The sequence below is a fragment of the Halomonas sp. 5021 genome, from assembly GCF_036663435.1.
Lineage (GTDB): Bacteria > Pseudomonadota > Gammaproteobacteria > Pseudomonadales > Halomonadaceae > Vreelandella > Vreelandella janggokensis.
This window is the reverse complement of record NZ_JAXOVU010000001.1, coordinates 283,686-301,603: the sequence shown is the minus strand read 5'-3', so window position 1 is coordinate 301,603 and position 17,918 is coordinate 283,686. Positions and strand designations below refer to the sequence as shown.

The 17,918-nt window shown below is 57.4% G+C and carries 22 protein-coding genes; 1 reads left to right on the top strand and 21 read right to left on the bottom strand.

The window, feature by feature from the left end:
- Nucleotides 1-11 precede the first annotated feature (11 nt).
- Both R3F64_RS01595 and cysM read right to left on the bottom strand, forming a co-directional pair.
- Nucleotides 12-1,412 carry a TRAM domain-containing protein gene (locus R3F64_RS01595; RefSeq protein ID WP_264823254.1) on the bottom strand — a complete coding sequence of 467 codons (1,401 nt, stop codon included), beginning with the start codon at nt 1,410-1,412 and terminating at the stop codon, nt 12-14.
- Nucleotides 1,413-2,309, bottom strand: coding sequence for a cysteine synthase CysM (cysM, locus tag R3F64_RS01590; RefSeq protein WP_186255542.1), 897 nt, complete (start codon nt 2,307-2,309; stop codon nt 1,413-1,415).
- A 92-nt stretch (nt 2,310-2,401) separates the two neighbouring features.
- Between cysM and R3F64_RS01585 the strand changes: the two genes are divergently transcribed.
- Nucleotides 2,402-5,098 carry an ATP-binding protein gene (locus tag R3F64_RS01585; protein ID WP_309781237.1) on the top strand — a complete coding sequence of 899 codons (2,697 nt, stop codon included), beginning with the start codon at nt 2,402-2,404 and terminating at the stop codon, nt 5,096-5,098.
- A gap of 42 nt (nt 5,099-5,140) precedes the next feature.
- Here the strand turns inward: R3F64_RS01585 and acpS are convergent, their stop codons facing one another.
- The 19 genes from acpS to R3F64_RS01490 all read right to left on the bottom strand — a co-directional run bounded on the left by acpS (nt 5,141) and on the right by R3F64_RS01490 (nt 17,869).
- Complete coding sequence (gene acpS, locus R3F64_RS01580; RefSeq protein WP_268901447.1) at nt 5,141-5,518, bottom strand: holo-ACP synthase; 378 nt, start codon at nt 5,516-5,518, stop codon at nt 5,141-5,143.
- A gap of 3 nt (nt 5,519-5,521) precedes the next feature.
- Complete coding sequence (gene pdxJ / locus R3F64_RS01575) at nt 5,522-6,346, bottom strand: pyridoxine 5'-phosphate synthase (RefSeq protein ID WP_268901448.1); 825 nt, start codon at nt 6,344-6,346, stop codon at nt 5,522-5,524.
- 32 nt (nt 6,347-6,378) lie between these two features.
- Complete coding sequence (gene recO, locus R3F64_RS01570; RefSeq protein WP_085918786.1) at nt 6,379-7,071, bottom strand: DNA repair protein RecO; 693 nt, start codon at nt 7,069-7,071, stop codon at nt 6,379-6,381.
- Between the two features lie 8 nt (nt 7,072-7,079).
- Nucleotides 7,080-7,979, bottom strand: coding sequence for a GTPase Era (gene era, locus R3F64_RS01565; RefSeq protein WP_085918787.1), 900 nt, complete (start codon nt 7,977-7,979; stop codon nt 7,080-7,082).
- The gene (gene rnc / locus R3F64_RS01560) at nt 7,976-8,668 is read right to left on the bottom strand and encodes a ribonuclease III (protein WP_066320021.1); all 693 of its coding nucleotides are present in this window, start codon (nt 8,666-8,668) and stop codon (nt 7,976-7,978) included. Before rnc ends, era begins: the two co-directional genes overlap by 4 nt.
- Before the next feature lie 61 nt (nt 8,669-8,729).
- Nucleotides 8,730-9,524 (bottom strand): signal peptidase I, encoded by a 795-nt coding sequence (gene lepB, locus R3F64_RS01555; protein ID WP_199283440.1) that lies wholly within the window; start codon nt 9,522-9,524, stop codon nt 8,730-8,732.
- A 15-nt stretch (nt 9,525-9,539) separates the two neighbouring features.
- Nucleotides 9,540-11,354: a translation elongation factor 4 gene (gene lepA / locus R3F64_RS01550; RefSeq protein WP_332609393.1), complete on the bottom strand. Its 1,815-nt coding sequence runs from the start codon at nt 11,352-11,354 to the stop codon at nt 9,540-9,542.
- A 131-nt stretch (nt 11,355-11,485) separates the two neighbouring features.
- Nucleotides 11,486-11,671 (bottom strand): helix-turn-helix transcriptional regulator, encoded by a 186-nt coding sequence (locus R3F64_RS01545; protein ID WP_332609392.1) that lies wholly within the window; start codon nt 11,669-11,671, stop codon nt 11,486-11,488.
- A gap of 38 nt (nt 11,672-11,709) precedes the next feature.
- Nucleotides 11,710-12,327, bottom strand: coding sequence for a hypothetical protein (locus tag R3F64_RS01540; RefSeq protein ID WP_332609390.1), 618 nt, complete (start codon nt 12,325-12,327; stop codon nt 11,710-11,712).
- A 137-nt stretch (nt 12,328-12,464) separates the two neighbouring features.
- The gene (locus R3F64_RS01535) at nt 12,465-12,884 is read right to left on the bottom strand and encodes a hypothetical protein (protein ID WP_332609388.1); all 420 of its coding nucleotides are present in this window, start codon (nt 12,882-12,884) and stop codon (nt 12,465-12,467) included.
- Complete coding sequence (locus tag R3F64_RS01530) at nt 12,881-13,078, bottom strand: hypothetical protein (protein WP_332609386.1); 198 nt, start codon at nt 13,076-13,078, stop codon at nt 12,881-12,883. Before R3F64_RS01530 ends, R3F64_RS01535 begins: the two co-directional genes overlap by 4 nt.
- Before the next feature lie 150 nt (nt 13,079-13,228).
- Complete coding sequence (locus R3F64_RS01525) at nt 13,229-13,432, bottom strand: hypothetical protein (protein WP_332609384.1); 204 nt, start codon at nt 13,430-13,432, stop codon at nt 13,229-13,231.
- Nucleotides 13,433-13,529: 97 nt separating this feature from the next.
- Nucleotides 13,530-13,709 (bottom strand): hypothetical protein, encoded by a 180-nt coding sequence (locus R3F64_RS01520; RefSeq protein WP_332609382.1) that lies wholly within the window; start codon nt 13,707-13,709, stop codon nt 13,530-13,532.
- A 39-nt stretch (nt 13,710-13,748) separates the two neighbouring features.
- Nucleotides 13,749-14,129 carry a hypothetical protein gene (locus R3F64_RS01515; RefSeq protein ID WP_332609380.1) on the bottom strand — a complete coding sequence of 127 codons (381 nt, stop codon included), beginning with the start codon at nt 14,127-14,129 and terminating at the stop codon, nt 13,749-13,751.
- A gap of 48 nt (nt 14,130-14,177) precedes the next feature.
- The gene (locus R3F64_RS01510; protein WP_332609379.1) at nt 14,178-14,984 is read right to left on the bottom strand and encodes a YfdQ family protein; all 807 of its coding nucleotides are present in this window, start codon (nt 14,982-14,984) and stop codon (nt 14,178-14,180) included.
- Between the two features lie 3 nt (nt 14,985-14,987).
- Entirely contained in the window at nt 14,988-15,365 is a 378-nt protein-coding gene (locus R3F64_RS01505; protein WP_332609377.1) for a hypothetical protein, read from the bottom strand.
- A 91-nt stretch (nt 15,366-15,456) separates the two neighbouring features.
- Nucleotides 15,457-16,515 (bottom strand): hypothetical protein, encoded by a 1,059-nt coding sequence (locus R3F64_RS01500; RefSeq protein WP_332609376.1) that lies wholly within the window; start codon nt 16,513-16,515, stop codon nt 15,457-15,459.
- Nucleotides 16,516-16,524: 9 nt separating this feature from the next.
- Nucleotides 16,525-17,136, bottom strand: coding sequence for a lambda exonuclease family protein (locus R3F64_RS01495; RefSeq protein ID WP_332609374.1), 612 nt, complete (start codon nt 17,134-17,136; stop codon nt 16,525-16,527).
- A complete protein-coding gene (locus R3F64_RS01490) occupies nt 17,114-17,869 on the bottom strand; it encodes an ERF family protein (RefSeq protein ID WP_332609372.1) in 756 nt (251 codons plus the stop codon). The genes R3F64_RS01495 and R3F64_RS01490 overlap by 23 nt, the downstream gene beginning before the upstream one ends.
- Nucleotides 17,870-17,918 lie beyond the last annotated feature (49 nt).

Sequence of the window (17,918 nt, the reverse complement as noted above, 5' to 3'; positions counted from 1 at the left end):
CTAACGACGTTTTAGGCACACTTAGTGTGTTCAAACAGCATCAGCGTTTCCATATGTGCAGTGTGCATGAACATGTCGGCCACTGCGACGCGGTTGATGCGGTAACCTGCATGCACAAGATGTGCCGCATCACGGGCAAGCGTGGCGGGATCACAGGAAATATACATTATCCTGGCAACCGGATTGCGCGCCAGTGCTTGGCAAATGACCTCGGCCCCACTACGTGGCGGGTCAAGCACCAGTGCCTCCAGACCTTCGGCCTTGAGCAGGGAGGCGACGGTATCCGGGTCGCTGAGATCGGCCTGTTGGCCCGTCACATCAAGTCGATTTCGATGGGCATTATCCGCCAGCCGCTCGACCATGGCAGGACTGCCTTCCACGGCATGTACACAAGCTCCGGCCGCTGCCATTGGCAGGCTGAAGTTACCGATACCGGCGAACAGGTCCATCGTTCGTTGGCCGGGCGAAAGCGCCAGCCAATGCATGGCAGTATTGACCATCTGCTGATTCACGGCGGCGTTGACTTGTAAAAAGTCACCAGGCGCAAAATGAAGGGTCAATGGCGTCGCATCCGGCCTATCGAGGGTCTCTTCCAGTACCGGCGCTGCACCATACCAATGCAGTCTCGGGCTCTCACGCCCTAACCAGGTGCCTAAAGCGACTTGGTGGTGATCAGCAAACGCCTGCCAGCGCTCGGCGTCCGATGGATTGGCTTTCAATTGACGAACCAGAACGACCCGTTGGCTGGCGGTCGCCAGCAGTTCGATATGCCCAACCTGACGCGGGGCATCCAGCGTTGCCAGCAGATCGCGCAAGGGAGCAATCAGCGCTTGCAACCCATCGACCAGCACCACACAGCGTTCGATGTCGATCAGTCTGTGAGAATGGGCCGCTCGAAAGCCCAGCCGTGGATGGCCGTCAGCATCGACCTTAACGCCCAGGCGCGCCCGCCGACGGTAGCCCTGAACATCGTCGTGCAACGATTCGATCTCACCCAGTTCGATTCCCTGGCGGGCCATTAAATCGCGAACCACCTCCCTTTTATGCTCGCGCTGCGCCGCCACCGTCATGTGCTGAAGATCGCAGCCGCCGCAATGGCTGAAATGCGGGCACGGCGGCGCAACACGCTGCGCCGAGGGGGTCAGCAGATTTTTGACGTGCGCTTCGTCGTAGCGCTTGCGGGTCTGGTGAACCGCCACGTCAACGTACTCGCCGGGTAGCGCCTGGTCGATAAAAACCGTTTTGCCCTCGGCGTTGTGAGCCACCCCCCGGCCGTCATGCGCCAGGCGCTCTATCACCAGCGTGTTTGACTCTTGCGGCGACTGGCTCGAGGGTTTCGCCGTGGGTTGGCGTGCCAGCCCGGAATGCCCCGACGCGGGACGCGGCGGTCGCCGTTTTCCCAGCATGGCCATCTATACCTCCGGGGCAAACAAGCCCGTGGAAAGATAGCGATCTCCGCGATCGCAGACGATAAACACGATCACGGCATTTTCCACCTGCTCGGCAATACGCAGCGCGCCCGCCAGGCTCCCGCCGGAGGAGACGCCCGCAAAAATACCCTCTTCACGCGCCAGACGCCGCATGTGCTCCTCGGCTTCGTGCTGGGCAATATCCAGCGTGGCATCCACTCGTGGCGCTTCAAAGATGGCTGGCAGATATTCCTGCGGCCAGCGCCGGATCCCCGGAATGCTCGCCCCATCTGCTGGCTGCAGGCCAACAATCTGGATGGCAGGATTCTGCTCTTTCAGATAACGCGATACCCCCATGATGGTACCGGTTGTCCCCATGGAGCTGACAAAATGGGTGACTTCGCCGCCCGTCTGCCGCCAGACTTCAGGGCCTGTCGTCCGATAGTGGGCCAGGGGATTGTCCGGATTGGCGAACTGGTTGAGCGGCTTGCCCTCCCCCCGAGCGATCATGCCGTCGGCAATATCCCGGGCTTCTTCCATGCCGCCTTCCTTACTTGCCGACACCAGCTCAGCGCCGAATGCTGCCATGGCCTGCTTACGCTCCTCGGATGCGCTCTCGGGCATTATCAGCACCATGCGGTAACCCTTAATGGCAGCGGCCATCGCCAGGGCAATCCCGGTATTGCCCGATGTGGCCTCGATCAGCGTGTCGCCGGGCGTAATATCGCCGCGCGCTTCTGCCTCGCTGAGCATCGACAACGCGGGCCGGTCTTTCACCGACCCTGCCGGATTGTTACCTTCCAGTTTCGCCAGGAGGGTATTGTTACGCCCCGCGCTGATACGCTTCAGACGCACCAACGGCGTGTTGCCAACCACCTCTTCTAACGTGGGATAATCCATCGCATCAATTCCTTATCGTGATCGTTACCTACATTATATCGGTGCTAACGTACACTGGACAGGTAACCCTCTTGAATCAGCAGGCTGCTTTCATGTCTTTGAACACGCGACTTCTTTTTGCGCTGCTTGGCCTTCCGCTTGTGGTCTATGCCTGCATGGCGATACTGCTCATCATCCAAAACGACCAAAAAGCCCACGCGCTGTTAGAGGAGCGTATTGTAAGCGCCAGTCACGCCATTGCCCCCGACATGGCAGAGGCGTTACTGGAAACAGATATTGATCAGTTGGACACCCACGTTGCCGACTTCCTGGCACAGCCGAGCATCAGTTCAGTCACCATCTTCGATAATCAAAAAAACCGTCTCATGGTGCGCGGGCGCACCAACTCAGCATCACCGCTCTCGTCATATCCCGATACCACACAACTGGTCACCACTGATGATGGATGGCGCTTGCAAGCTCCTCTGGAGGCGTCGACGACAGGCAACGAATCTCCCTCACGAGCGGGGTGGCTCGAAGCCACGATTGACACCTATTCACTAAACCTTGCTCGCTATCAGATGATTGCCAGTTTAAGCCTGGGCGGCATGCTTCTCGGGCTTTGCCTGTTCCTGATTGCCTTTGCGATCAGCCGCTATGTCACGCGGCCCATTGAAGAGGCAAACCATGCACTTTATCGCCTGACGCGGGGCGATTATGAGCAAACGGCGATGTCACATGACGCCGTCGAGCTTAACCGGTTAGCCCAACAGATCAATGCCCTTGCCCGTCATCTCCAAAGCGCCAAACATGACATGCAAACGCAAATCGAACAGGCGACCAGCGAACTCCAGGAATCCATGGAGACCATCGAAGAACAGAATATCAAGCTCGACTTGGCCCATCGCAGCGCGGTGCGGGCCAATACGGTGAAGTCGGAGTTTCTCGCCAACATGAGTCACGAGATCCGTACACCACTGAACGGGATCATCGGATTTTGTCGGCTACTGGGCCGTTCATCCCTGGATGCCCGCCAGCGCGATTGGCTACAGCACGTGCATAGGGCCTGCGATAACCTGCTCATGCTGGTCAACGATGTGCTCGACTTTTCCAAGCTGGAAGCCAACCGGCTAACCCTGGAAGAAGCCGATATCGACATCGTGACGCTGGTTGATGAGGTTCTCGGCCTGCATGCCCCCGAAGCCCAGCGTAAACACCTTCATCTGGTGGCCATGGTGTACGACGATGTGCCAACACCGCTCAGCGGCGACCCGCTCAGACTGCACCAGGTGCTCAATAACCTGCTCAGCAATGCCCTCAAGTTTACCCATCAGGGCGATGTGGTCGTCAGGGTCATGCTGGAGCACTATGCGGGCAAACATGTCGTGCTGAATATCAGCGTCAGCGATACAGGCATCGGCCTGAGCGAAGAACACCAGCAACAGTTATTCAGCGCCTTTTCTCAAGCCGAGCCCAGCCACCCCCGGCAGTTTGGCGGCAGCGGGCTCGGCTTGACCATCTGCCGTCAGCTCATTCACCGTATGGGGGGCGAGATCAGCGTCGAGAGCGAACTGAATAAAGGCTCGACGTTCTCTTTTACCCTGCCCCTCCAGGCCACCCACGCCGACGAGCGCAGCCCAGAGCTGCGCCTTGACGGTCCGATCATCCGCGTTCACGAACCACACACCACCACGCGCCATGTGCTGGATCATCTACTGGAACGCTGGGGAGCAATGCCGGTCGCGCTTTCCAGCAACGCGGCCAGCGATTTGTTGCTCATCAGTCTTGACCAGGATGATTTACAACCCAAGGCGCTTAGCCAGTGGCAGGACATCATCCGTGCCGCCGAGTGTCCCGTACTGGTGCTGGTCAACGGGTCAAGCTTTGAACTGCCAAAACTCGATTTTCCGTTCAAAGGCGAGCTGCTTTGCAAGCCATTTACCCGTTCGCAACTGGCTGTCTCGCTGACGCATCTATTGGTGTCGGTCAGCGAAGTCCCCTCCCTCCAAAACGCTCCTCTTCCGGCGTTACCTGCCGCGGACGAGGGGTATCGATTATTGGTTGTCGACGACAATACATCCAACCGACAACTGCTCAGTGCGTTATTGGAGGCACCCGGTCGGCACATTACCTTGGCGGAAAGCGGTCATGAAGCGATCAAGATTGGTCGGGAGCAGACGTTTGACATGGTGTTCATGGATATCCGCATGCCTGAGATGGATGGTGTCCAAGCCACCCAGACGCTGCGACGCATCAGCAATGCCTGGAGCCGCTGTCCGATCATTGCGGTGACCGCGCACGCGTTGAATAGTGAGCGTCAGCACTGGCTGGCCGAAGGGCTGGACGACGTGATTATCAAGCCGATAGACGAACATGACTTGAACCAATTGCTCAACCGGTTCCTGGGCATTGACGCACCGGATTCAGCGCCCCTGCCGACTAAAAAGCTGCCCAGCGAAACCTCGACATCTGCCACGTTACCGGTAATCGACCTGACGCTGGGTACACGCCTGGCCGGCGGCAAGGATGACATTGCACGGGCCCAGATCAAGCGCCTGATCGACAATTTGCCCGCCACGCGGCAAGCCATGGATGCCGCTCATCAGCAGCGCGACATTGAAGCGCTGCTGGACAGCGTCCACGACCTGAACGGTGCCAGCCGCTACTGCGGGACCCCCGAGTTAGCACTGATTGTCGAGACCCTGGAAACCCGGCTGCGCACCAGCGGGCTGGACCATGCGGACACCCTCATCAACGATCTTTACCGGGCCATGGACAAGCTCATTGCCCAGCGCGGAACGCTTGGCTAGGACGACCTAGCTTTCCAGGACCACTTAGCTTTCCAGGACCACTTAGCTTTCCAGGACTACAAACGCAATGGCATAGTCATCTTCATCGCTTAACGTGATATGCAGAGCGGCCACCCCGGCGGCTGACGCTTTCTCTGCGGCAGCCCCCTGGAGGTTAAAGTAGGGTTTGCCCAGGGCATCATTGAGCACCTGAATATCGCGCCACTGCAACCCATGCCGCAATCCCAGGCCCAGCGCTTTGACAAAAGCCTCTTTGGCCGCAAACCGCTTGGCCAGAAAGGCGATGGGATGCGCTTTCTGCTGCCACATGACGTGTTCTTCAGGGCCCAGGATACGCAGTGCGAAGCGCGGTCCATGACGCTTTAAGGCCCGCTCAAAACGCTCTATCCGCGCTATATCTGAGCCGATACCGACGATCACGGATCAGTGCCCACAGCAGCCATCATGGACATGACCGTGCTGCTCCTCATGTTCATGGTCATGAGCATCCAGCGCCGCCATCAGACCGGCTTCCTGACCCGCGATTATCAACCGTTTCATCTCGGCAACGGCGTCTTTCAGACCAACAAAGAGAGCGCGTGCAATAATCGCGTGGCCGATATTCAACTCATTGATGCCCGGCAATGCGGCGATGGCCTCAGCGTTATGGTAATGCAGCCCGTGGCCGGCATTGACCACCAGCCCAAGTGATACCGCGTGCGTGGCGGCAGCGGTTAACCGCTGGTACTCGGCCGTGGCTGTCTCACTGCCCGGGCGCGCCTCGGCATACGCCCCGGTGTGCAATTCAACGACCGGCGCGCCCGTGCGCTGCGCCGCATCGATCTGGTCAGCGTCCGGATCAATGAATAACGACACCTCGCAACCGACTGCCGCAAGTCGCTGGCAGGCACTGGCAACAGCGTCGAAACCACCCGCCACATCGAGACCGCCTTCAGTGGTCAATTCTTCGCGCTTCTCGGGCACCAGGCATACATGGGCGGGGCGAATCTCCTCGGCAAGGGCCAGCATTTCCTCGGTCAGCGCCATTTCCAGGTTCATGCGCGTATTGAGCACCTCGGCGAGCAGCTTCACGTCGCGCGGTTGGATATGGCGGCGATCTTCACGCAGGTGCACGGTAATGCCGTCGGCGCCCGCCTCTTCGGCTAACAGCGCCGCCTGCACAGGATCCGGATAGCGGGTGCCGCGTGCCTGACGCAACGTGGCAATGTGATCGATGTTGACACCTAACAGTATCCGGGGGGGATGCATAAATGGCCTCCAGTTTTATAAAGGGTGACTACCTAACGTTGGCGACGCTGGGCGAGATCGCGCATCAACTCCCGGGAGCGTAATGCGGTGGTCCCCAGATGCGGTGCCAGGGCGGCACGCATGACGGCTTTCAACGCATTGGAAAGTGTCGGTTCCTGCCAGTCATGGTGATCAATATAGCGCAGGGTTCGACCGTCCAGCCCTTTGGCGGCCGGGATGAACGCCCGGCTGGCCGCATCGAATCGGTAGTGGGCATGTGGATCGAGTGCGCCACCGTCGGGGGTGCAGAAGCGTGGCGTGGCGTCCAGGACCTCCAGGAGCGACCATTCGTAACGGCGCAGCGCCAGCGCACGGGCGGCTGGCACCGGCAGCGCCTCCAGCAAGGCCGTGTAAAAGGCGAAGACATTGCCTGCGGGCAGTTCCAGCGGCAACAGGCGAGTCGCAATCTCGTTGGCATAAAACCCACAAAGCAGGCCCTCGCCCGCCAACAGCGCTGTCGCTCCCCGTGATTCCATCAGGTTCAGCCGCTTGAGCTCACGTTCGCCTCGCCAGGTTACTAGAAGAGGAGTAAAAGGCTGAAGCCGCTGGCGCGATTTTGACGTGGGTCGCTGACCGCCCTGGGCGACCGCTCGGATACGCCCATGGTGGAGTGTCAACAGATCCACCAGCGCACTGGTTTCGCGGTATGGCCTTCGGTGAAGCAGGAAGGCCGGCTCCGCCGACATTGCCATGCTCAATCGAGATCGTAGCCCAGGCTCTTCAGCGCGCGCTCATCGTCTGACCAGCCACGTTTAACCTTCACCCACAGATTCAGCATGACTTTGGTACCCAGCGCACGCTCCATATCCAGGCGCGCCTCACGGCCAATGCTCTTGATGCGCTCGCCATTTTCACCGATCAAAATGACTTTCTGCCCCTGGCGTTCCACCAGAATCAGCGCACTGATGTGGGTCACGCGCTCAGTTTCGCGAAACTCTTCTATTTCCACGGTCATCTGATAGGGCAACTCGTCACCCAACTGGCGCATGACTTTTTCCCGCACCAGCTCAGCCGCCATGAACCGCAGGCTACGATCGGTAATCTGGTCTTCGGGGAAATAGTGAATGCTTTCGGGAAGATGCTTGGCAACCTCTTCCTCGAGGGTATCTACCTGGGTACCATGCTTGGCGGAAATGGGCACAATGGCGGCAAACTCACGGCGCGCTCCCACCTCGGAAAGCCAGGGGAGCAGGTCGCTTTTGTCATTGAGACGGTCCACCTTGTTAACCGCCAGGATGATGGGCGCATCGACGTGTTCAAGGCGCTTAAGCACCGCTTGGTCCTCATCGGTCCAACGAGTGCGGTCAATAATGAACACGACACAGTCAACGTCACGCAGGGCCTGGGTCGCCGCCTGGTTCATGAACCGGTTAATCGCTTTATTGCGATCTTTGGACATGATGTGCATGCCCGGTGTATCGACGTAAATAAACTGGGCGTCGCCTTCCGTCTTGATCCCCATCACCTGGTGGCGTGTGGTCTGCGGCCGCCGGGAGGTAATCGAAATCTTCTGCCCCAGAATACGATTCATCAAAGTGGATTTGCCGACATTGGGGCGGCCGACAATCGCAACGAATCCACAGGACTGGCTCATGCATTGTCTCCAGGACGTTTTTCAAGGTGGGCGAGCGCTTCTTCAGCGGCTTGCTGTTCTGCGTGGCGACGGCTGGGGCCTTTGCCCGTTGTGTGTTCGCTCAGCAGATCAATGTAACATTCCACAGTGAACATCTGGGCGTGAGCCTCCCCCTTGACGCTAACAACTTCGTAGCGGGGTAGCGCCGCCTGGCGAGACTGAAGAAATTCCTGCAGCCGTGTTTTAGGGTCTTTCTGGGTGTCCTGCAGCGATATACCCGCCAGCCGTTCGGCGTACCATGACAGGACACGCTCGCGAACGGCATCCATGCCTGCATCCAGGTAGATGGCACCGATCACCGCTTCTACCGCATCCGCCAGAATCGATTCCCGGCGATGCCCGCCGCTTTTCATTTCGCCTGAGCCTAACCGTAAGCATTCACCAAACGTCATTTCCCTGGCCAGCTCTGCCAGCGTTTGTCCTTTAACCAGACGCGCCCTCAGGCGCGATAGCTGACCTTCACGGGCCTGCGGAAAACGCTCATAAAGAGCTTCCGCAATCACGAAATTGACGATGGAATCGCCCAGAAACTCCAGGCGTTCATTATTGCGGCCGCCGTAACTGCGGTGGGTCATGGCCAGCTCTATCAGCGTAATATCGCCGAAGGTATGGCCAATACGTCGGCAAAAAGCGGTTAACGAAGTACTCACGGGGCCCCTACGTCATTGACGTCGACTAAAAATAAATGGTTATACATGACGATTGTTTTCATTACTCAATACGGCGCACGTCGGTAAAGCTTGGCAGACCACCATCCCAGTGCATCCAGACAGCAAAGGCGCGCCCGACAATATTGTCTTCAGGCACAAACCCCCAGTAACGGCTGTCGTTGGAGTGGTCGCGGTTGTCGCCCATGGTGAAATAGTGGCCTTCGGGCACCTCCACCTCACGCATCTGCGGCCCGGGATCACGGGGGTTGTTATAGATATAATGCTCCACGTCACCTAAACGCTCTTCAAATAACGGCTGCTGAGTCGCGCTCTCTTCCATCAGCTCCTTGGGCACCGGCTCGCCATTGATGTACAGCTGTTTGCCTTCATAGCGAATCTGGTCACCAGGCAGGCCTACCACGCGTTTGATGAAGTTGACCGAGGGCTCTTCAGGGAAGCGAAACACCATGACATCGCCACGTTCAGGATCATCGACTTCAAGGAACCGCGTATTGACGACCGGTAGGCGCAGGCCATAAGCGAACTTGTTGACCAGAATAAAGTCGCCTACCTCAAGGGTCGGACGCATCGACCCGGAAGGGATTTGAAACGGCTCAACGATAAAGCTGCGTACCACCAGCACGACCAGCAATACCGGGAAGAATGAGCGCGAATAATCGACTAGCCATGGCTCTTTAAGCAGCTTTTCCCGGGTGGCCGGGTCCAACCCCTCCTGGGTATTGGCGTCGGCGCGCTCGACACGCTCCCGACGCTTGGGACGCAGCCAAACCACATCAAGCAAATAGATAACGCCAGAAAGCGCAACGGCAAGTACCAGCAGTAATGCAAAATCCATGGGTGGACGTCTTCCTTAGTCGTTAACCTTGAGTACAGCAAGGAAGGCTTCCTGGGGGATCTCCACCCGACCGACCTGCTTCATACGTTTCTTACCAGCTTTCTGTTTTTCCAGCAGTTTTTTCTTGCGGCTAACATCACCGCCGTAACATTTTGCCGTCACGTTTTTACGCAGCGCTTTGACAGTGGAGCGCGCCACAACCTGCCCTCCGATAGCGGCCTGAATCGCCACGTCATACATTTGCCGGGGGATCAACTCTTTCATTTTCTCCACCAGCAGTCGACCCCGCGAGTGGGCGTGATCGCGGTGAATAATCACCGCGAGGGCATCTACTTTATCACCGTTAATCAGCACGTCCAGGCGGGCCAGTTGGGCCGCTTCAAAACGCTCAAAATTATATTCAAGCGACGCGTAACCCCGTGAAATAGACTTCAATCGATCAAAAAAGTCCATCACGACTTCAGACATCGGTAATTCGTAGGTCAACTGGATTTGGTTGCCGAGAAACTGCATGTCCAGCTGGGTGCCGCGACGGAGTTCACATTCGGAAATCACATTCCCGACAAACTCCTGGGGTACCAGAATACTTGCTCGCACAACGGGCTCGCGCATTTGCTCAACGTCGGCCATGTCGGGCAGCTTGGAGGGGTTCGATACGTAAAGGAGATCGCCATTTTTCATGGAAAGCTCGTAGACCACCGTGGGAGCGGTCGTCAGCAGGTCCAGATCGTATTCACGTTCCAGGCGCTCTTGAATGATCTCCATGTGGAGCGTGCCAAGAAAACCTACCCGGAAACCAAAGCCCAACGCATCCGAATTTTCAGGTTCGTATTCGAGCGAGGCATCGTTAAGTGCCAGCTTTTCCAACGCATCGCGAAAATCTTCATAATCATCGGAATTGACGGTGAAGATCCCGGCATACACCTGCGGTTTGACCTTTTTAAAGCCTGGCAGCCTGGGCACATCCGGTGTTTTGGTATGCGTGATGGTATCACCCACCGGGGCACCGTGAATGTCTTTAATACCCGCCACGATAAAGCCCACTTCGCCAGCACGCAGAATATCGGTCTGTTTGCGCAGCGGCGTAAAAATACCCACTTCAGTGGTATTCCAATCCCTATTTGTGGAATTGATTCGGATCTTGTCGCCTTTGCGCAGCGTACCGTCAAACAGGCGAACCAACGACACAACCCCAAGGTAGTTATCAAACCACGAGTCGATAATCAACGCTTGCAAGGGGGCGTCAGGGTCGCCTTTGGGGGGCGGTATATCGCGTACCAGACGTTCTAACAGCTCATCGATGCCAATCCCGCTTTTAGCGGACACCTGACAGGCATCGGTCGCATCAATGCCGATGATTTCCTCGACTTCCTGAGCCACCCTGTCAGGGTCGGCCTGGGGCAAGTCGATTTTATTCAGCACCGGCAATACTTCCAGGCCCTGTTCAACGGCGGTGTAGCAGTTGGCAACCGACTGGGCTTCAACCCCCTGAGCGGCATCGACAACCAGCAGCGCGCCCTCGCAGGCGTAAAGCGAGCGGGACACTTCATAAGAAAAGTCGACGTGCCCGGGCGTGTCGATAAAATTGAGCTGGTAGACCTGCCCGTCGGACGCGGTGTAGTCCAGCGTTACCGACTGAGCCTTGATGGTAATGCCACGCTCGCGTTCGATATCCATCGAGTCAAGCACTTGTTCTTTCAATTCGCGCTCGGTTAAACCACCACAGGTTTGAATCAACCGGTCTGATAGGGTGGATTTGCCGTGATCAATGTGCGCGATGATCGAGAAATTGCGTATATGATTGATCTTACTAACTTTTTCGTCTGTCATGTAAGGGCTTTATCCGGAGTTTGTACACAGCCATGTACACGTTATGATTTTACATGGCTGCGTTCAATGTCGATTTTAGGCATTGTACCGCTCTAGCTGCCCGGGTGCTACGAAACCAGCCAAGGCTTCCATTACGCGGCAACCTGACGCTCCTCCCATGCCTGAATGTCGACTTCTCGCCAACGTGATTCAGCGCCGTGCCCTCCCTGGATAACCGGCTTGGGAAAACCCTTCTCTTTCTGCCAGCGAAGTAACGTGTCTCGGCTGCGTCCGTAACGGCTGCATAGCTCGCTAGTGCTTACATATTGTGGGTGCATACTTTCCTCCCGCGCAAAAGAAGCCGCCTCTTGGGCGGCTATTCAAAAAAGCTTTCGTACTCACTTTCGGGAACTCTTTGCGGCTTGAGCTCAATCTGAAGCTCTTTGTGCCAAAGCCTGCCACGCGGCTCATCGGTATGTTTTTCCTTTGCCTTCTCGGCCATGAACTCAACCGCTTTCAGGTATTCATCCTCGCGGAAATTGCCCAGGCACATGAAGTCATCACATACACGCCAGACCACGCGCTTAGTCTCATCAGTTTTCCGCTTGATCAGGTCGGCAACGATGGATTGCGCGTTATAAAGCTGGTCGGTATCCAGCCGCCCAAGATATTTAGGGATGCCCATTTCAAGGTCGCGCCTGGTGGCAGTGAGTAGGAAGCTATGGCCTTCCATTTCGTGGCCAGTTGGCGGCTTGAACTCGAACATCCGCAAGCCTTCCGGCATACATAGCCTCGTGCACGCCTGGCGCACCATGTGGCTGACTTCGAAGTAGTCTTTTATCCCGTACTTTTCGGCAATCTGTTTCGCCAGCCGACCGTGATCAGACAAAAAGAACATATCTATCGTGATGGCCTTGCTTGCCCAATCATCGGGTATGCCGCACTCATCGCGCAGCTGCTGCTCTGCTTCCTGCTCTTCAAATACTGTTGGCATAATTCTCTCCATAAAAAAGCCGCCCTGGTGGCGGCCATAGTCCTTAAACAGTCGTGTCGATAGTCGCCACGCGGGTGTATCAGTTGGCGGGCGTCGCCTCACCAGTGCTGCGATGCGCCTGGCGTTGGGTAGGTCGGTTAACATTGCTCGGACTGCCGGCGTAGCCAGTCTGCTACCGCTTCCGAAACATCGCGCTCAAACACAAGTGGGCTGCCACTATGATCGTCATAGCATGCTTCGGCGGTGATATCGCTGACCTCGGCTTTTAAGGCAAGCGCTTCTATCATTTCCGCCTGTTTAATCTTGTCGCGCCGGGCGAGGCTGGTGTCTGGCAAGTAATCAAGAACCTCCATAACTATCTGCCCATAGCACGGCTCATCTCTCTCAACTTCCTTTAGCCGCTCAACATGCGCCGCCAGCGCCGCCTCCCGCTCATCCGCCTTCTGCCGCAACGCTATCTGCATTTCCTCGGCGGCTTTGTGCTGCTCAACCTGGGCTTCAAGATCGGCGATGCGCCGCTTTTGCTGTGCGATTGTTATCTCTCCGCCAATCATCACGCCACCCTCCGTTGCATTGCTGCTAGCTCGCGGCGTAGCTTGATATTTTGTTTAGCGTTGCCGTCAGCCTCCGCAGCAAGGGAAAGTTTCTCTTCAAACATCTGCATCAGTTCATTGATCAACTGATCGTGCAGGCGCTCCATGGCGGCGCTATGGCATCGCTCGACGGTGCCCGCGTGTACGGGAATAATCATTTCTTATCTCCGGTAATGATGTAACGGTCGCGGCTCGGGCCCACAAGCGGCTGCTGGCTGGGCTCAAGCCGCCACGGAAACTCATGCAGGCACTCATCGCACTGCTTCAAGTTCATCGACGAGAAAAGGCGTAGGCGCTGGCAGCCGCATTTAGGGCAGCGTTTGGTGGTGGGGTTCGAGGTTGTCATTGATCCAGTCCATTTCTGCGTCATAACCAGCGTCATGCAGCACCGCGTCGCCCGCCGGGCTGCGTATCGTGCGAATCTTCGGCCCGCCTGCGCGGCGCTGTTGACGCTCTATCGTGTAGCCGTGCTTGGCCCAAAGGGCGTTGGGGCTGTTTGGCTGCGCTTTCATAAAGCCTCCATGCATTCAGCCCACAAAAAAGCCGCGCTGATCTGGTCATAGGCGCGGCTGCCAATCTCTCCGTAGTATTCGATTTCTTCGATCCACGTCATAAGACCCCCAGCCACACCAGCCAGCCGTGCAACATCCCAACAGGAAAGATCACAGCGCCCAGCACCAACAGTACCCACATTTCTTCATTGATCGCTGTAACGAAGTGCTGAACGTAAGCGCCAAAGGTGGCCAGCGCGATACCGATAAAAAAGATGACGCCTAGTAGCGATTGCATAATAATCTCCAGATAGTAAAAGCCCCGCTAAGCGAGGCGTTAAGCTCTGCGTTGTTCGGCGGCTAGCTGCCGGCCGACTGTGTTGTGCGGCCATGATTGCCACGCATCGGGCGGGATAAACCGTTTGAGCGTTGTGCAGTCGATGCCGATGTCCGCGGCAAGGTCGCAGCGGGCCAAGTTTCTCGCCTGATACCATTCAACCACTTCGGTAAGCGGCTTTCCCTGCCGCTTCAGGAAGGCTTCAACGGCTACCCTGGGGTCACTGCGAGCACTGCGGATGCCTAGCTTGCTGGCCATCCTGTGAACGCTGTGCTTGGTGCGCCCCAGCGTCTCGCCGATGCACTGAGCGGACAGCCCGCGCTCATAGCCATGGCGCAGCGTGGCGACTTCTACCGTGGTCCATTCGCGGTGGCTGGCCATGTGACCTCCAAAAGAAAAGGCCCCGTAGGGCCTCGTTGTGATAAGCGCTTAACGCGGCGCGTCGGCGTGCAAAATCATGACGTCACTGCCCAGCGTTTGCTTGATGCTCGCCATCGTCTGCGCGAACGCATCTTCCAACAGGCGCTCGGGGCGCAGCAGGTCAAACCACATCACTAGCTGGCCATCATTGATCCGGTAGCGTAGACGGGCGTCGAGCGCGTAGTGGTCGCCACCTTCAAAGACGGGAATTCCCAGCTTGAAGACTTCGGGAATCTCGATCGTGCCTTTGCCAGCCGTCCCTTGGATGTCTTCGTTGTAGGTGATCTGCACCTCGCCGTTATCCAGGCGCACACCACTCTGAAAGTCGACTTTCTTCTTGGCTTCCAAGGTGCGACTGACGGTAAGGATATCGCTGCCGTTCGGCTCCTGAATGTCGGGCAGGTTGTCCTCGATGAACTTGGCGAAGTCCTGTTGAGCCATGCGCTTGCCGTCAGTGCCGGACCATGTTTTCCAGCTGCGTGAATGCGGGCAGGCGTAGGTAGCGCGGTGCTGACCCCAGGCGGGCGCGTCTTTCTCCGGATGATCGATCACCGCCGTAAAGCGCGTGGCCGACAGGTCGGCATAAACGGTAGTGGCGTCATTCTTGAAGCGATTCACATAGGATGTGAAGTCTTCCGCATTGTGGATCGTGACGTTCTGACGCGTTCGCCGTGGTGACTGGCGATATTGCTCCAGGTCTTCGAGCCGGTAGCCATCCGGCAGCATGACGGCTTCGTCATTCTCGGGATCGAAGCCAGCCATCTGGGTGCCGGCGGCGATGGCGTCAGCGACAAACGTTTGGTTGAGTTCTGCCATTATTTATACCTGCTTGAGTTCGGTGGGTTTGCTTTCTTCTGCGAGCTGCTTGGCCTCGCGCTTCTGTAGCTCAACCTCGCGCAAGTCCATCTTTTGTTGGCGAGGGTCTTCGAGCTGCAGCTGCATGTTGGCGTCTTCGAACATGACGCTTGCACCGCGATCAAACTCAGGCAGCTTCGATTTGATCTCGTCGGAAAGCATGAACATGCCGGGCATGCCTTTCTCCGGCTTGATCTTCACTTTCAGCGTGATCTCGGCCATCTTGCCCGTGTCTTTGCAGCGGTCCTGCGCTTCGACCAGGGCTTCGGATAGCTCTTCCAGCGTTTGGCCACGGCGTAGCTTGGCCAGCATTGCCGTGAATGCTTGCGGGTTGACTTCCATTGCGAGTTACCTCATCGAGGTGGTGGGTTGAAAGGGGCCAGCGGCCCCGGGTGGGTGAACTGTTGGCATTAAAAAGCCCCTGCGTGAGGGGCTAGTAGTTGATGGTGATATTGGGCACCTTGCTTTGCGCAATCAGCGTTATCGCCTGCTTGGCACAGTCTTCCGGCATCCCTCCATCGATCATGGCCTGCATGGCCGCGCGGTTGATGCGCTTGCGGTGCTCCTTGTCGGCCTGGCGGCGTTCCGCTTCCTCTCGCTCCCGGCGTTCGGCATCAAGGCGCGCTTGCTCCCGGCGCTCATGCTCCTGCTGGATGCACTGGCGTTCGGCCTCTGCTTCACGCTGCGCCTTAGCGATGCCTTCCTGATATTCGCGTTCTTTACGCTCGGCTTCAGCCTTGGCTTCCTGCTCACGCCGTGCCGCTGCTTCGCGTTCTGCCTGGGCAGCCTGTTCAGCTTCACGCCGTGCGCGCTCCTCTGCCTCCCGAGCGATTTGTGCTTCACGCTCTTGCTGCTTGCGCTCTTCCTCTTGTTTACGCAGGCGCTCAAGATCAGCCTGTTCGGCTTCATAATTCTCGCGCTTCTGAATCGCGGCCCGTAGCGTGCTGACGGTTACATCTTTTACCCGATGCGCCTCGGCCTCGTATTCTTCCCAGCTTTCATCAACCTTTTTGGCTTCGGCATTTGTCAGCCGCTCTTTGAGTGCAGCGCTGTCCAGCTCCTCAATTTCCAGGGCCATATCGCGCAACCACTCAATGCCCTGCACATGGTGAGCGATTCGCGCCTCCTCAGCAGCTTCCCACTCATTCAGTGGGCCACGCGCCTCATCACGCCATGCGTCCAGCTGGTCACGCCAGCGTTTACGCTCTGCGTCGATGGTTTTGGGTAGCTGCTTTAAGTCGGCTACTAGCTCCTTGCCAATGTTGTCGATGGCCGTCTTACTGCGGGCTATCTTGTGAGCCATGGATGCGTAGGCCTTTCGGCCCGTTGCGGTATCCAGCGAAGGCGGCTCGGCTAGAAAACTGTCTAGCTCCTGGCGAATCGTTTGCAGGTAGGGATCAAGCCCTTGCTCGGCCTTAAAAACTTCCAGCGCCGTCTCCTTCGACGGCACTGTGACCAGCTCGGTGGATTCTTTCTCGGCTACTTCGGCCATGTTGCTCTCCTAGGCAGCCATTACCAGCTGCATGCGCTCATCCAAAAGCTCGTAAAATGCGTTTACGCGCTCGCTAATCTTGCGAATCATCACTTCGTCACGGTAGGCGCGCTTAACAAACAGCGGCATGCCTGGGTAGTAACTGATGAAGTCGATCCATTCGCGTTCGCTGACCCAGAGACCACCCTGGCATTGAGCCATGTGTTCCTTGGGTATCTCGCCATCCAGCAGCACCTCGACCTGAAACTTGGGCAGCTTGGTTTTGATCTCAGCCAGCCCATCATTTCCAACCAGGCTGTCAGGGGAATAGCCAGCACCATGGTTAAGGATGATGCCTACCTGCTCCAGGGCGTTGCCGGTGCGCTCGGTGTAAAGCTCACGGCCCATCGGCTCTAACTCATGGCCCCGCTCGGTGTGGAAATTGCCCTTGAAGGCGTCGGCAGGTTCTTCGGTGATTCGCTCGCCAATTAGCTGGTTCATGTAGGTGATGGCCCCGGCCCCGAAACCGCCAGGGCCCTTGCCGTTGACCAGCAGGCATTGCAGCTCGCTCATGGTCACGATGCCAAGGCGTGCCGCTAGCCATGCGTCACTGCCTTGCTCAAGCTCCTTGATGATCTGCATTTGCAGCCTCCTGTTTCTCAATGCCTGATTTCAGCTTTGCCGATAGCTTGTCGTACTTGGATGCAGGAACGTGCTCAGGCTCGCCAAACTCGCCCGCAAACCAGCCTTGGGTTACTGCTGGGCACTGGCTCAGCAGCGACTTGAGATAAGCAGCTTGGGCCAAGCTGATCGTTTTAACCGGCGTGGCCGAGTTGCCGTCGCCATCCTGGCCGCGCGTGGTGATGTTGAGTAGCGCGCTCATAACGTAGCGCTTGCCATAACTGACCGACGAGCCCACCTGTTGAACCGAGTTTTTCTTGCCGCTATCGTCCAGGGGCAGCGTCATCGTGGTTTCTTCGCGGTGCCCGCTCTTGTGCATCAGCACGCCAGTCACCTCAATGCCGCCCTGGATGTTGTGGACGCGAAAGCTGACCGCAAAGCCGTGGCGCTTCATGATCGGCTTGGCTACGTCGTTGATATCCTCGAAGGTGGCGTAGTGGCCGTTGTGCGATTGCCCCCGCTCGGCAATACTTGGCAGCTCGTCCTGCATGGCGGCCATGGCGGTATTGAAGTCCATCGACGCCTGGCGCTCCATGACGCGCTCCTGCATTTGCAGCAAGCGCTCCATCTTGTCGATGTCGACGTCGGGATTCATTGCTGCCCGCTCAATCACCTGGATGATGGCGGTGGCTTCGTTGCGTGGGGTTTCGGCGGGCGGTGCCGCCTGGTCTGTTGTTGCGACTGCGTTGCTCATATAAACTCCTTGTTGATCTATTTCGACGTGGATCAATCCGGCCCCTGAC

Excerpts from the sequence above, each read along its gene's own strand:
- R3F64_RS01595 (WP_264823254.1), bottom strand. The coding sequence starts at position 1,412 with ATGGCCATGCTGGGAAAACGGCGACCGCCGCGTCCCGCGTCGGGGCAT.
- cysM (WP_186255542.1), bottom strand. The coding sequence starts at position 2,309 with ATGGATTATCCCACGTTAGAAGAGGTGGTTGGCAACACGCCGTTGGTG.
- R3F64_RS01585 (WP_309781237.1), top strand. The coding sequence starts at position 2,402 with ATGTCTTTGAACACGCGACTTCTTTTTGCGCTGCTTGGCCTTCCGCTT.
- pdxJ (WP_268901448.1), bottom strand. The coding sequence starts at position 6,346 with ATGCATCCCCCCCGGATACTGTTAGGTGTCAACATCGATCACATTGCC.
- recO (WP_085918786.1), bottom strand. The coding sequence starts at position 7,071 with ATGTCGGCGGAGCCGGCCTTCCTGCTTCACCGAAGGCCATACCGCGAA.
- era (WP_085918787.1), bottom strand. The coding sequence starts at position 7,979 with ATGAGCCAGTCCTGTGGATTCGTTGCGATTGTCGGCCGCCCCAATGTC.
- lepB (WP_199283440.1), bottom strand. The coding sequence starts at position 9,524 with ATGGATTTTGCATTACTGCTGGTACTTGCCGTTGCGCTTTCTGGCGTT.
- lepA (WP_332609393.1), bottom strand. The coding sequence starts at position 11,354 with ATGACAGACGAAAAAGTTAGTAAGATCAATCATATACGCAATTTCTCG.
- R3F64_RS01545 (WP_332609392.1), bottom strand. The coding sequence starts at position 11,671 with ATGCACCCACAATATGTAAGCACTAGCGAGCTATGCAGCCGTTACGGA.
- R3F64_RS01540 (WP_332609390.1), bottom strand. The coding sequence starts at position 12,327 with ATGCCAACAGTATTTGAAGAGCAGGAAGCAGAGCAGCAGCTGCGCGAT.
- R3F64_RS01530 (WP_332609386.1), bottom strand. The coding sequence starts at position 13,078 with ATGATTATTCCCGTACACGCGGGCACCGTCGAGCGATGCCATAGCGCC.
- R3F64_RS01525 (WP_332609384.1), bottom strand. The coding sequence starts at position 13,432 with ATGAAAGCGCAGCCAAACAGCCCCAACGCCCTTTGGGCCAAGCACGGC.
- R3F64_RS01520 (WP_332609382.1), bottom strand. The coding sequence starts at position 13,709 with ATGCAATCGCTACTAGGCGTCATCTTTTTTATCGGTATCGCGCTGGCC.
- R3F64_RS01515 (WP_332609380.1), bottom strand. The coding sequence starts at position 14,129 with ATGGCCAGCCACCGCGAATGGACCACGGTAGAAGTCGCCACGCTGCGC.
- R3F64_RS01510 (WP_332609379.1), bottom strand. The coding sequence starts at position 14,984 with ATGGCAGAACTCAACCAAACGTTTGTCGCTGACGCCATCGCCGCCGGC.
- R3F64_RS01505 (WP_332609377.1), bottom strand. The coding sequence starts at position 15,365 with ATGGAAGTCAACCCGCAAGCATTCACGGCAATGCTGGCCAAGCTACGC.
- R3F64_RS01500 (WP_332609376.1), bottom strand. The coding sequence starts at position 16,515 with ATGGCCGAAGTAGCCGAGAAAGAATCCACCGAGCTGGTCACAGTGCCG.
- R3F64_RS01495 (WP_332609374.1), bottom strand. The coding sequence starts at position 17,136 with ATGCAGATCATCAAGGAGCTTGAGCAAGGCAGTGACGCATGGCTAGCG.
- R3F64_RS01490 (WP_332609372.1), bottom strand. The coding sequence starts at position 17,869 with ATGAGCAACGCAGTCGCAACAACAGACCAGGCGGCACCGCCCGCCGAA.